General features: G+C 52.7%; 15 protein-coding genes. 5 read left to right on the top strand and 10 right to left on the bottom strand.

The window, feature by feature from the left end; genetic code table 11:
- Window positions 1-4: 4 nt before the first annotated feature.
- Window positions 5-385 (bottom strand): helix-turn-helix domain-containing protein, encoded by a 381-nt coding sequence (locus tag NNO03_RS07115; protein WP_271449163.1) that lies wholly within the window; start codon window positions 383-385, stop codon window positions 5-7.
- Between the two features lie 89 nt (window positions 386-474).
- On the opposite strand from NNO03_RS07115, the gene NNO03_RS07110 reads away from it, so the two are divergent.
- The 3 genes from NNO03_RS07110 to NNO03_RS07100 all read left to right on the top strand — a co-directional run bounded on the left by NNO03_RS07110 (window position 475) and on the right by NNO03_RS07100 (window position 3,274).
- The gene (locus tag NNO03_RS07110) at window positions 475-1,323 is read left to right on the top strand and encodes an SDR family oxidoreductase (protein WP_271440293.1); all 849 of its coding nucleotides are present in this window, start codon (window positions 475-477) and stop codon (window positions 1,321-1,323) included.
- A gap of 81 nt (window positions 1,324-1,404) precedes the next feature.
- A complete protein-coding gene (locus tag NNO03_RS07105) occupies window positions 1,405-2,229 on the top strand; it encodes an AraC family transcriptional regulator (RefSeq protein ID WP_271449162.1) in 825 nt (274 codons plus the stop codon).
- A 76-nt stretch (window positions 2,230-2,305) separates the two neighbouring features.
- Window positions 2,306-3,274: a DMT family transporter gene (locus NNO03_RS07100; RefSeq protein ID WP_271449199.1), complete on the top strand. Its 969-nt coding sequence runs from the start codon at window positions 2,306-2,308 to the stop codon at window positions 3,272-3,274.
- A gap of 61 nt (window positions 3,275-3,335) precedes the next feature.
- Here the strand turns inward: NNO03_RS07100 and NNO03_RS07095 are convergent, their stop codons facing one another.
- Window positions 3,336-4,907: a methyl-accepting chemotaxis protein gene (locus tag NNO03_RS07095; RefSeq protein ID WP_271440291.1), complete on the bottom strand. Its 1,572-nt coding sequence runs from the start codon at window positions 4,905-4,907 to the stop codon at window positions 3,336-3,338.
- Window positions 4,908-5,152: 245 nt separating this feature from the next.
- Between NNO03_RS07095 and ytfE the strand changes: the two genes are divergently transcribed.
- Window positions 5,153-5,815, top strand: coding sequence for an iron-sulfur cluster repair protein YtfE (gene ytfE, locus NNO03_RS07090; RefSeq protein WP_137383984.1), 663 nt, complete (start codon window positions 5,153-5,155; stop codon window positions 5,813-5,815).
- 131 nt (window positions 5,816-5,946) lie between these two features.
- Here ytfE and cycA read toward each other — a convergent pair whose 3' ends face one another.
- Window positions 5,947-7,356, bottom strand: a complete 1,410-nt coding sequence (gene cycA / locus NNO03_RS07085; RefSeq protein ID WP_271440290.1) for a D-serine/D-alanine/glycine transporter — start codon at window positions 7,354-7,356, stop codon at window positions 5,947-5,949.
- 308 nt (window positions 7,357-7,664) lie between these two features.
- The gene (gene fklB / locus NNO03_RS07080) at window positions 7,665-8,285 is read right to left on the bottom strand and encodes an FKBP-type peptidyl-prolyl cis-trans isomerase (RefSeq protein ID WP_170974407.1); all 621 of its coding nucleotides are present in this window, start codon (window positions 8,283-8,285) and stop codon (window positions 7,665-7,667) included.
- Window positions 8,286-8,503: 218 nt separating this feature from the next.
- On the opposite strand from fklB, the gene NNO03_RS07075 reads away from it, so the two are divergent.
- Window positions 8,504-9,154, top strand: coding sequence for an OapA family protein (locus NNO03_RS07075; protein ID WP_271449161.1), 651 nt, complete (start codon window positions 8,504-8,506; stop codon window positions 9,152-9,154).
- A gap of 88 nt (window positions 9,155-9,242) precedes the next feature.
- Here NNO03_RS07075 and NNO03_RS07070 read toward each other — a convergent pair whose 3' ends face one another.
- From NNO03_RS07070 to NNO03_RS07045, 6 genes are all read right to left on the bottom strand, one after another.
- Window positions 9,243-10,166 carry a DMT family transporter gene (locus NNO03_RS07070; RefSeq protein WP_202039798.1) on the bottom strand — a complete coding sequence of 308 codons (924 nt, stop codon included), beginning with the start codon at window positions 10,164-10,166 and terminating at the stop codon, window positions 9,243-9,245.
- A gap of 142 nt (window positions 10,167-10,308) precedes the next feature.
- On the bottom strand, window positions 10,309-10,758 hold the full coding sequence (gene rplI / locus NNO03_RS07065; RefSeq protein WP_137383988.1) for a 50S ribosomal protein L9: 450 nt from the start codon (window positions 10,756-10,758) through the stop codon (window positions 10,309-10,311).
- A gap of 41 nt (window positions 10,759-10,799) precedes the next feature.
- Window positions 10,800-11,027, bottom strand: coding sequence for a 30S ribosomal protein S18 (rpsR, locus tag NNO03_RS07060; RefSeq protein ID WP_000135199.1), 228 nt, complete (start codon window positions 11,025-11,027; stop codon window positions 10,800-10,802).
- A gap of 4 nt (window positions 11,028-11,031) precedes the next feature.
- Entirely contained in the window at window positions 11,032-11,346 is a 315-nt protein-coding gene (priB, locus tag NNO03_RS07055; RefSeq protein ID WP_003025674.1) for a primosomal replication protein N, read from the bottom strand.
- Window positions 11,347-11,352: 6 nt separating this feature from the next.
- On the bottom strand, window positions 11,353-11,748 hold the full coding sequence (gene rpsF / locus NNO03_RS07050) for a 30S ribosomal protein S6 (RefSeq protein WP_003025672.1): 396 nt from the start codon (window positions 11,746-11,748) through the stop codon (window positions 11,353-11,355).
- 158 nt (window positions 11,749-11,906) lie between these two features.
- Entirely contained in the window at window positions 11,907-12,671 is a 765-nt protein-coding gene (locus tag NNO03_RS07045) for a TSUP family transporter (protein WP_271449160.1), read from the bottom strand.
- Window positions 12,672-12,866: the final 195 nt, after the last annotated feature.

Here is a 12,866-nt window from a genome sequence, read left to right as displayed (position 1 = left end):
AAAACTACGCAACCCGTTCGTCCCGCTGCGCCAAAACCTGCGGTAAATTCATTTCAATCCAGTCGGCCAGTGCCGCAACTTTATCGCTCACCTGCTCACCCAACGGGGTCAGGCTATACTCCACATGCGGCGGGACGACCGGATACGACACCCGGTTGATAAACCCGTCCTGCTCCAGCGCCTGCAGTGATTGCGCCAGCATCTTTTCGCTGACGCCGCCCATTTTGCGACGTAAATCGCTGAACCGGTGCGTACCGTCACGCAGCGCCACCAGAATCAATACGCCCCAACGACTGGTGACGTGTTTTAACACCTCGCGAGAGGGACACTGCTCGGCAAACAAATTGCCGTCGCGCAATTGTTGAGAAAGCGTCGAAGCTGTCATCTCTATACTTACCTTTTTGTACGTACTTACTAAAAGTAAGTTTAGGTGTTAGCGTGTTTAAACACAAGACCAATACCAAGGAGTTCCCCATGATTGCGATTACCGGCGCCACTGGCCAACTGGGCCAACACGTTATTGAAAGCCTGTTGAAAACCGTACCTGCCAGCCAGATAGTGGCGATTGTACGCAACCCTGCTAAAGCGGCAGCACTGAGTCAGCAAGGCATCATCGTTCGCCAGGCGGATTACACCGACGAAACCGCCTTTACGACAGCTTTGCAGGGTATCGACAAGCTGCTTCTGATCTCGTCGAGCGAAGTCGGACAACGTACTCCGCAGCATCGCAACGTGATTAACGCGGCGAAAGCTGCCCACGTGAAATTTATCGCCTATACCAGCCTGCTTCACGCCAACACCTCCCCGCTGGGGCTGGCTGATGAGCATGTGGCAACCGAGAAGATGCTGGCAGACTCCGGCATTGCCTACGCGTTGTTACGTAACGGCTGGTACACCGAAAACTATCTGGCGAGTGCGCCAGCGGCACTGGAGCACGGCGTGTTTATTGGGGCTGCAGGAGAAGGCAAAATCGCCTCAGCGACCCGCGCCGACTATGCCGCAGCCGCCGCGCGCGTTATCAGCGAAGACGGTCACGCTGGTAAAATCTACGAACTGGCAGGCGATGAGGGCTGGACGCTGAGCCAACTGGCCGCTGAGCTGGCCAAACAGAGTGGTAAAAAGGTGGTGTATCAGAACCTGAGTGAAGCCGATTTTGCCGCCGCGCTAAAAGGTTTTGGTCTGCCTGCCGGACTGGCGGACATGCTGGCCGATTCTGACGTCGGTGCCTCCAAAGGCGGGCTCTTTGACGACAGCCATACGCTGGGCAAACTGATTGGCCGCCCAACCACCTCGTTGGCGGACAGCGTCAAAGGTATCGTGTAAGTGTTAAAAATCGGTTAATTGTGGTGGCATCCTCACGCATCCTCTCTGATAATGACAAGATGATGCGTGGGGAGAGATAACGTGCAAGGTGTACCTGAGCAGTTTTTTGATGAGAAAGACAGCGCCCGCTTTCGCCACCTGGCGCAGGTGCCAGGCGTTGAACTGTACCATGCACACATCTCCCGTTATGCGTTTGAGCCGCACACCCATGAAGCTTTCGGCATTGGCGCGATTGAAGCCGGTGCCGAGCGTTTTCGCTACCGTGGCACGCAATACGTAGCGCCTGCCCACTCCGTTGTCACCATGAACCCCGATGAACTGCACACCGGTGAAGCTGAAACCGCCGACGGCTGGCGCTATCGGATGATTTACCTTGAGCCCGATCTTCTGGAAGAGGCCACCGGCGTTCGTCACTGGTGGTTCCATGACGTTACCCGTCACGATCCGCTGCGCTCGCGTCAGATCTGTTCATTGATCCATGGTCTGTGGAACACCGAAGACCCGCTGGCGCAAAAGGGATTGCTGCTCGATCTGATCGATACATTCCAGCCGCTGGCTCGCCATGCACCGGTATTACCGGAGGGGGCACATCGCTTCGAACGCGTGCGTGAATACCTGCACGATAACTACATGCACCCTGTGACACTCGATGAGCTGGCTCGCGTGGCGTCACTCAGTCCCTGGCATTTTCAGCGCCAGTTCAAATCTCATTTTCACGTCACACCGCATCAGATGCTGATGGCGATCCGCCTGTGGCGAGCCAAAGGTTTTCTTACCTACGGTATGCCTGCCGCAGATGTGGCCGCCGCCACCGGACTGACCGACCAATCGCACCTCACCCGCGCCTTTACCCATCGCTATGGCATTACGCCGGTACGCTATCAGAAGCAGGTTTATTCGCGCTAATGCGCAATCTCATACAATACAGTGATGTTTTCCCTGCCTACACTCAGCGCTATGTTTAATGATGTGGATGTCAAAAATGATTAGCGGTGTGTTGTATGCCCTGCTTGCCGGGCTGATGTGGGGATTAATTTTTGTCGGACCCTTGCTCGTACCGGAATACCCGGCGGTATTACAGTCGATGGGGCGTTATCTGGCATTGGGGCTGATCGCACTACCGTTGGCCTGGCTGGGTCGCGGGCGTCTGCGTCAGTTGACGCGTAAAGACTGGATAACGGCGCTGGCGTTAACCCTGATGGGCAACCTGATTTATTACGTTTGCTTGGCCAGCGCCATTCAGCGCACCGGCGCGCCGGTTTCAACCATGATCATCGGCACATTACCGGTCGTGATCCCGGTCTTCGCCAACCTGCTTTATAGCCAACGCGACGGCAAATTATCGTGGTGGCACCTGGCTCCTGCGCTGGTACTGATCGGCATGGGCCTGCTGTGCGTGAATATCTCTGAGCTGAGTCAGGGGTTGCCTGATTTTAGCGGCTGGCGATATGGTTCAGGCATCGCTCTGGCGCTGATCTCCGTGGTGTGCTGGGCCTGGTACGCGCTACGCAATGCCCGCTGGCTGCGGGAAAACCCGGATAAGCACCCAATGATGTGGGCAACGGCTCAGGCGCTGGTGACGCTTCCGGTTTCGCTGCTGGGGTACATCGCAGCCTGCCTGTGGCTGCGTGGACAAACACCGGAATTCTCGCTGCCCTTTGGCCCGCGACCGGACGTGTTTATCGGCCTGATGATCGCCATTGCGATATTGTGCTCGTGGGTTGGCGCACTGTGCTGGAACGTCGCCAGTCAGAAGTTGCCGACGGTGATCCTCGGACCGCTGATTGTCTTTGAAACACTGGCGGGTCTGTTATACACCTTTATGCTGCGTCAGGAGATGCCGCCATTGCTGACGCTAAGCGGTATTGCGCTGCTGGTAATAGGCGTGGTAATTGCGGTGCGGTCAAAACCGCAGAAACCGGCGGTAGTGCCGGTTTCAGGGGATGCCTGATGGCGCTGCGCTTATCAGGCCTACAAGGACTGTACGATCTCATGTAGGCCGGATAAGGCGTTTACGCCGCCGTCCGGCGCGACACTTTAAACACCGCCACCGTCTGATTCAGTCTGGCCGCCTGCTCTTCGAGCGCGGCAGCTGCAGAGGCAGACTCTTCCACCAGCGAGGCGTTTTGCTGTGTCACACGATCCATTTCGGCAACGGCCTGCCCGACTTGATCGATACCCCGACTCTGCTCATCGGACGCCGACGCAATTTCGCTCATAATATCGGTAACCTGAGTGACGGCACTGACAATTTCCGCCATCGTCTCACCCGCTTCATGCACCAGTGCCGTACCGGCATTGACCCGATTCCCTGAGTCATCAATCAGCGCCTTAATCTCTTTCGCCGCTTGAGCGCTACGCTGCGCCAGCGTGCGCACTTCACCTGCCACCACGGCAAAACCGCGCCCCTGTTCACCCGCACGCGCCGCTTCTACCGCCGCATTCAATGCCAGAATATTCGTCTGGAAAGCGATACCGTCGATAACCGTGGTAATTTGCGCAATTTTGCTGGAACTGGTGGCGATTTCATCCATCGTACGCACCACGCCGTCGACCACTGTTCCGCCTTTCTGCGCCGTCTGCGAGGCATTTTTTGCAAGGCTGGTCGCCTGTCGCGCATTGTCCGCATTCTGTTTTACGGTGGCCGTGAGCTGTTCCATACTGGCAGCAGTTTCTTCCAGAGAAGCAGCCTGCTGTTCAGTGCGCGAAGAGAGATCGTTACTGCCTGCGGCAATTTCACCCGCACCGGTATAGATAGTATCCGCACCGTCACGTACCACGCTAACCGTATTCGCCAGCGCCTGCTGCATATCACGGACGTTCTGTGCCAATAGCGCCATTTCGTTACTGCCATCGGCGGTAATAGTGTGGGTCAGATCACCTGAAGCGATATGGCGAATATGTCCCATCACCTCGTGGAGTGGTTTCAGCAGGACACGCTGCATGGCAATCCAACTGACGATAATGACGGTCAACACAATCAACAGTACGGCGGACAACAACCAGATAATTTTCTGGTAATCATTTTCGTTATCCCGTACTCCCTCATTCGCCAGTGCGGCTTGTGCGGCACGCCACTCCTGATAAACCTCCTGCATGGCCGTCTGCTTTTGCTCGGCATTCTGTTTGAACATGTCTTCCAGTTTGCCTTCAGCCAGCAGCGCGTTCATTTTTGCAAGCGCAGTAGAATAGATACCGTACTGTTCTTCCAGTCGGTCTGCCAGACTTTCATCCAGACCCGGCGTTTCCGGCAGCGCGTAGTATTTATCGTAATGCTCTTTTGCGTCTGCCAGCAGGCGATTCGCCGTGTTCACTAACTCCGTCAACTGTCCGCCATTAATTTCGCTCGCCATCGTCCCTTGCAAACGCAGCATGCCCCGATTGAGCGTGACACGAGCCTGGTTCAGGCTAATCCATGCATCGGTAAACTCCGCCACGTTCTGGCTGGAAAGTTGAGAAACGTTAAAGTTTTCCTTGTCGTTTTTAAGCGCGCCAATAAAAACGCCTGCGGAAATGAGCTGCATCGCGCCCAGGGCGAGTAACACGGTGATAAGTAAGGTTATCACTTTGATTCGTTTGAACATCTGTTGCCTTTTAATTATGCAGGTATTGTCTGAGGTCTAACTATCGGCAGCAGCGTCGGCTTATTTAATCTTGCGGCGTAGCTTTTTTCACCGCGTTACCCCTTTTCAATAAGATTCAGCATGTTAAAGAGACAAGAATTTTTCGTGACAGTCATCACAAAATCCTCTGCCTCGAAAGGGGTATATCCTTCCTAATAAGTTGCATTTAAAATGCATCTTATATTATTGAGAATGAGGTAACGGCTATGTCTTATCGCGATCAACCTTTAGGTGAACTGGCGCTCTCTATTCCTCGCGCGTCGGCACTGTTTCGTAAATACGATATGGATTACTGCTGCGGCGGTAAGCAAACGCTGGCACGCGCTGCCGCACGTAAAGAGCTGGATGTGGAAGCTATCGAAGCGCAGCTCGCTCAGTTGGCTGAGCAGCCGCTGGAAAAAGACTGGCGCACCGTGGCACTGGCAGAAATCATCGACCATATCGTCATACGTTATCATGACCGCCACCGCGAACAGCTGCCGGAGCTGATCCTGCAAGCCACTAAAGTTGAACGTGTTCATGCCGACAAGCCGAGCGTACCGCGTGGTCTGGCGAAGAACCTGACGATGCTGCATGAAGAGCTGTCAAGCCACATGATGAAAGAAGAGCAAATTCTGTTCCCAATGATCAAACAGGGAATGGGGAGTCAGGCGATGGGACCAATCAGCGTGATGGAAAGCGAACATGACGAGGCCGGCGAACTGGTAGAAGTGATCAAGCACATCACCAACAACGTAACGCCGCCGCCAGAAGCCTGCACCACATGGAAAGCAATGTATAACGGCATTAACGAGATGATCGACGATCTGATGGAACACATCAGTCTGGAAAACAATGTGTTGTTCCCGCGTGCGTTAGCCGGGGAGTAACCTTTTGCCCGGTGGCGGCTTCGCCTTACCGGGCCTACAACGACCTTGAACGTAGGCCTGATAAGCGCAGCGCATCAGGCAATCCCGACGGCATAAACGCCTTATCCGGCCTACACCTCACTGCTTAGCGATTAACGCGTACCTGCCATACGTTTCTTACCGATAAACAACCAGCCCAGACCCAGCGCGATAAACCACAGCGGCGTGACGATCAGCGCCTGACGGGTATCCTCTTCCAGCGTCAGCAGCACCAGTACGAAGACGAAGAACGCCATACATACCCAGCACATCAGCTTGCCTAACGGCATCTTGTAGATCGATTTCTCATGCAGGTGTGGACGCTGTTTGCGATACACCAGATAAGAGCAAAGAATGATGGTCCAGACAAACATAAACAGGATTGCCGACACGGTGGTGATCATGGTGAACGCACCGATTACGCTCGGATTCACGTACAGCATTACCACGCCGCCCAACAGGCAGATACAGGAGAAGGTCAAGCCTTTCGCCGGCACCGCACGTTTAGACAGCTTAGCAAACGCTTTTGGCGCAACACCTTCCTGAGCCAGACCAAACAGCATACGGCTGGTAGAGAACACGCCGCTGTTTGCGGAAGAGGCCGCTGATGTCAGCACCACAAAGTTAATCAGGCTCGCCGCCGCTGGCAGACCTACCAGCACAAACAGTTCAACGAATGGGCTCTTAGTGGGAACCACCGAGCTCCACGGCGTCACGGACATAATCACGATCAGCGCGAAAACGTAGAACATGATGATACGGATTGGAATCGAGTTAATCGCGCGCGGCAGAGACTTTTCCGGATCTTTAGTTTCTGCAGCCGTCGTACCCACCAGTTCAATACCAACAAACGCGAAGACTGCTATCTGGAAGCCCGCAAAGAAGCCACTCAGACCTTTCGGGAACCAGCCACCGTCATTCCACAGATGAGTAAACGAAGCCTGAACGCCGGTTGGCGACTGGAAGTGCGTCAGTACCATCACCAGACCGACGACAATCAGGCCGACAATGGCGACGATTTTGATCATCGCAAACCAGAACTCCATCTCACCAAACATTTTCACCGTGGCGAGGTTAAGAGCCAGCAACAGAATGATCACCGCCAGCGATGCCACCCAGTCTGACAGTCCGGGGAACCAGAATTGCGCATACGCCGTAATCGCAACGACGTCTGCCATCCCGGTAACCACCCAGCAGAACCAATAGGTCCAGCCGGTAAAATACCCGGCCCATGGCCCGAGCAGGTCGGAGGCGAAATCACTAAAGGATTTGTATTCGAGATTCGAGAGCAGCAATTCTCCCATTGCCCGCATCACGAAAAACAGCATAAAACCGATGATCATATAGACAAAAATGATCGACGGCCCGGCGAGGCTGATGGTTTTCCCTGACCCCATAAACAGGCCGGTACCGATAGCGCCACCAATGGCAATAAGTTGAATATGACGGTTTGTGAGATTACGCCGTAGCGACTGTTCAGACGAAGCCTCTTCAACGGCTTCGACTTTTACCTGATCTACCATGTTTTTTCTTCCTGTACCTGTCTGTGTTGTTCAGGCTCTACGGCCTTTAGTGTGTCTATGATACGACGATCCTGTTGGCAGGACTCATCGATATTAGGTAAGAATCGGCGGGATGAATACTAAGATTTAGATATAATGTTAATTTTATGTTTAAAGTGAGTGTCATATCACTCTGATAGCGAGAATCAGTTCACAAAAATACACGCAATAACATCATTTGCAAGATAAAATATCGACATCGGCATAACAATAGCTTTTCACGCTATTTTGTTGCTCCCCCCAGCGTCGGGGGGAACAGAAGTCACTGCTTACAGGATTTCAAGCAGCTCAACTTCAAATACCAGCGTGCTGAACGGAGGAATGGACGCACCAGCGCCACGCTCACCGTAAGCCAGTTCCTGAGGAATCGTCAGTTCCCATTTGGAACCTACCGGCATCAGGGTCAGTGCTTCAATCCAGCCTGGAATCACGCCGTTAACCGGGAATTCAGCTGGTTCACCACGCGCAACAGAGCTGTCAAACACGGTACCGTCGATCAGTTTACCGGTATAATGCACGCGTACGTGGTCGGTACGTGCCGGGATAGAACCTTCACCCTGAGTCAACACACGGAACTGCAGACCGGATTCAGTGCTATTCACACCTTCTTTCTCACGGTTTTCTTCCAGATATTTGACGCCATCAGCCGCCATAGCCTGGAAACGCTCGCGACGTACTGCATCAGCACGTTCGTGAATTTCACGCAGCGCACGGTGCACAACATCAACAGGCACTGCCGGGTGTTTACCTTCCAGCGCATCAGCGATACCCGCTACCAGCGCTTCAGGCAACAGCCCTTCCAGACCGGATTCGCTCAGCTGCTGTCCTACCTGCAAACCAATGCCGTAGCTTGCTTGCGCTTCGATAGTGTCAAAAGTCGGGGTAGCCATCATATTTCCTTTCATCGGATGTAAAGTAGCGGGCAGCATATCAGCCATGCCGCATCCGGTAAAACTTTGTCTCGGGAACAGATGACAAATCGCGAGGAAAAAGAAACAATGCTATTGCCCGCATCAATGTCACGAAAGCGGGTACCTGAACAAGTATCATAGAGTTAGCGATCTATACTCTATGACAGAGGAACGAGACGCGGAGCAGGAGGAAAGCCATGCCCGGGCGCTTTGAATTAAAACCAACCCTGGCGAAAATCTGGCATGCACCGGACAATTTTCGCATTATGGACCCGCTACCGCCTATGCATCGCCGTGGCATTATTGCTGCTGCCATCGTGCTGGTGATAGGTTTCCTGCTCCCTTCCAATGACACCAACGATACCCCGGTGGTCACGCGTAATGCGCAGCTGGATTTGCAGTCGCAGTCCCAGCCGCCAACTGAAGCACAGCTTCAGGCACAGTTGGTCGCACCACAAAATGATCCCGGCCAGGTGGCTCCCGTTGCGCCGGAACCCATCCAGGAAGGCGATCCCGATACACAGCCACAGAACCAGCAATCACAGTCTCAGACACAGCCCTTTCAGCAGAATAGTGGTATTGAGCAGCAGTGGCGTACCTACCGCGTAGACTCTGGGAAAACGCTGGCGCAGGTCTTCCGGGACCATAACCTTCCGCCAACTGATGTGTACGCAATGGCGCAAGTGGAAGGTGCCGGAAAGCCACTGAGCAATTTGAAAGACGGCCAGATGATCCAAATCAGGCAGAATGCTAACGGGGTGGTGACCGGGTTAACCATTGATAGCGGAAATGGTCAGCAGGTGTTGTTTACCCGCCAGCCCAACGGCAGTTTTATTCGCGCCCGTTAAATGTACTGATTGCCGGGTGGCGGCTTCGCCTTACCCGGCTTACGCCCCCCGCGATTGTAGGCCTGATAAGCAGTAGCGCCATCAGGCGTTACCGCTTCACCTTATTCACCCACCAAATCCCCGAACAGACCAGCACCAGCGCCACCGCATATTTCCATTCGAGAATGTTCTCACCGAGGAAAATTGACGACAGCACCGCCCCTGAAACTGGGATCAGGAAGTTAAACGGCGCGATCATTCCCACGCGGTTGTACTTGAGCAAAATGCTCCACAACGCGAAGGCCACCGATGAAAGCAACGTCAGGTAACCCAGAATAGCCACTGAAGCAGAGCCGTGTACGGTCAGTGTCCCGCCAAAAGCATAGCCGCCGATAACCAGCGCCAGACCGCCCATCCCCAGTTGGTAACCTGTCATGACCGTTGGGTCTACCGTCTGAGAAATGCGCTTACCGTATAGCGTGGCCGCAGAGAGAATAAAGGCCGCCATCACGACTGAACCGTCCCCTAACAGGCTGAAACTAAAATCCATTCCGCTGTTAAAGTTCACCACCATCACGCCGGTAAAACCCAGAATACAACCCAGCGCTTTGTTGTAGCTTAGTTTGTCGTTTTGATAGATAAAATGGGCCAACAGCACGCTAAAGAATGTACCGGTAGCGTTCATGATTGACCCCTTTACACCCGTCGTGAATGCCAGACCGATATAAAAGAAAATGTATTGCAGTGAGGTTTGCGTCAACCCAAGCAGCGTAAGCTGGCCAAACTGACGTGGGCTTAACCTGCCAATCGGTTTACGTTGCACCATCGCCAGCAGCAACAGCAATAATCCCGCAAACAGGAAACGATATCCGGCAAAGACAATTTTTGACGGAATGTCATCCGTGGCAATCTGGAAGATCTCGTATCCGCTTTTTATCGCTGGATAAGCGCTCCCCCACAACAGACAACAGAAGGCTGCGCCCAGGTAGACAACATTTTTACGCGCGAACAGAGGTTGGTGCGTTGGTTCCATTCCATCACCACTTTGAAATAATGTTTTATTTTTATGATTATCCCGAAAAGGACAAAGAATAGCCAGAGCGAAAAACAGGAGGGTAGAAAAGCAAAACGCCGGCACAAGGCCGGCGCTTTTACGCGGTCATCAGAATAAAAACTTATTCTGCAACTACGTTTACAGTCAGCTTAGCAAACACTTCGCTGTGAACCTGGAAGCTCACTTCGTGCTCACCAGTGGTACGCAGAACGCCGTTCGGCAGACGAACTTCGCTCTTAGCAACGTCAACGCCAGCTGCAGTTACAGCGTCAGCGATGTCGCGAGTACCGATGGAACCGAACAGTTTACCTTCGTCGCCAGCTTTAGACGCGATGGTTACGGTTTCCAGTGCGTTGATTTTCTCAGCACGAGCTTCAGCAGCGGCCAGAACGTCAGCCAGTTTGGCTTCCAGTTCAGCGCGACGCGCTTCGAAAAATTCAACGTTTTTCTTGGTAGCAGGAACAGCTTTACCCTGTGGTACCAGGAAGTTACGAGCATAGCCCGCTTTAACGTTAACCTGATCACCCAGGCTACCCAGGTTTGCTACTTTATCAAGCAGAATAACTTGCATTACCTTATCCTCTCAAAGTCGTATTAATGGACCGTGACCGATTACTGATGACGATCAGTGTACGGCAGCAGGGACAGGTAGCGAGCGCGTTTGATAGCGCGAGCCAGCTGACGCTGGTATTTTGCACGGGTACCGGTGATACGGCTTGGGACAATCTTACCGCTTTCGGTGATGTAGTTTTTCAGCGTAGCGATATCTTTATAGTCGATCTCTTGAACGCCTTCCGCGGTGAAACGGCAGAACTTGCGACGACGGAAATAACGTGCCATATGGCTAGTCTCCAGAATCTATCAATTCAATCTGCTCGGCATGCAGAACCATTTTGCTCAGGCCGTTCTTTGCCTTATGGCAAGAGATGAACCCCTGAACGGTCACTGCGCTACCGACCGTTATACTGTGAGTAATGGCCTGGTTTTCGTGTCCGCTAATAATAACGGGCATTTGGCACCACGCCTGCCGGTGAAAGCCGGCTTCCTCCTGCACAGAACGATGCTCAAGCACGAACTGGCAATGAGGAATTCCTGATGGACTGACCTTTCGAAGGGGAGCCCTGCACACAGTGCCGGACAGCGCCAGACGGTTGGTCATCAGAAATTACTCTTCAGAATCCCCAGCTTCAGCATCATCTGCGGTTTCGTTAGCGAAATCATCGCGACGTTCACGACGCTCGTCTTTCGCTTTAACCATCGGAGATGCTTCGGTAACAGCGTGTTTAGTACGCATAACCATGCTGCGGATAACGGCATCGTTGAAGCGGAAGGTAGTTTCCAGCTCATCGATCACTTCCTGCGGCGCTTCAACGTTCATCAGAACGTAGTGAGCTTTGTGCAGTTTGTTGATCGGGTAAGCCAGCTGACGGCGGCCCCAGTCTTCCAGACGGTGGATCGTGCCTTCTGCACCAGTGATGGCAGCAGTGTAGCGTTCGATCATACCCGGAACCTGTTCGCTCTGGTCAGGATGGACCATAAAAACGATTTCGTAATGACGCATCGAATTGCTCCTTACGGATTATTCAGCCTCCTGTCTGGGTCAGCCGAGGCCCATGGAGGCAAGGAACGTGTTAAAGGTCGGCTGAAAAATGACGCGTCATAATACTGGGGTCAGCAGGTAAACTCAAGGCGCTTGTACGATTATTTATCATGTCGCCATTAATACATATCCAGCAGCATTTTGACGCTGATGCAAATGGAGACAATCACAATCATGGGTCGGATGACTTTCTTGCCACGCGTCAGTACGACCGTCGCGCCAAGACGTGCGCCGAGGGACTGCCCGGCAAACATCACCAGCCCCAGCGACCAGATCATTTTACCGCCGAAAATGAAAAACAAAATCGAGGCGATGTTCGACGCCAGGTTAATAAAGTTAGAGTGAATTTGCGCCTTATCGATGCTGTATCCCCACAACAGGATATAGCTGAGCGTATAAAAGGAGCCGGCCCCAGCGCCGAGAAATCCATCATAAAAACCAATACAACCACCACCGATCAACGAAAAGAGAAACAGGGAGACTTTTTGCTTTCTCTTCGGCTCGCTGAGATTAGGCGCAAAAATAAAGTAGATAGCGACAGCAATAATCAGTACCGGCAGCAGTTTTCTCAGCAGTTCAGGCTCAATGAACTGAATAAGCGTCGTACCTAACGCCGAACCAATAAAAGCAGATAAGAACACAGACTTATGTTCCTGTACGTTGATGTGTCCCCGGCGTAAAAAGTAAATCCCAGAGGTCAGCGAACTGCCCAACGCCTGAATCTTATTGGTTGCCAGCGCATTAGCCGGGGGTAAACCGGAAATCAGTAATGCGCCAATAGAGAGAAACCCGCCGCCGCCAGACACCACGTTAATAAAGCCAGCCACCAGCGCGACCATAAACATAATCACAAAGTAGCTGAAATTCATGAATGAAGTATCCATAAGTTTTTGCCTTATAATCATAAAGTTATGTTGATTATTCAGCCCACTATAAACGGCGTACTCCTCTGGTAAAATTGACAATTTGGTAAGAGTTTATGCCTGGGAAACAGGTATTTTTTATCGCAGCGGTAGATATCAGCTGACTGTTAATTAAAGGAAAGATGGCAATGCGGTAATTTTTTGAACAACTGCATC

Origin of the sequence: Citrobacter sp. Igbk 16 (genome assembly GCF_028069755.1) — a bacterium.
GTDB lineage: Bacteria > Pseudomonadota > Gammaproteobacteria > Enterobacterales > Enterobacteriaceae > Citrobacter.
Note: the sequence above shows the minus strand (reverse complement) of the source record. Positions and strands in the feature narration are given on the sequence as shown.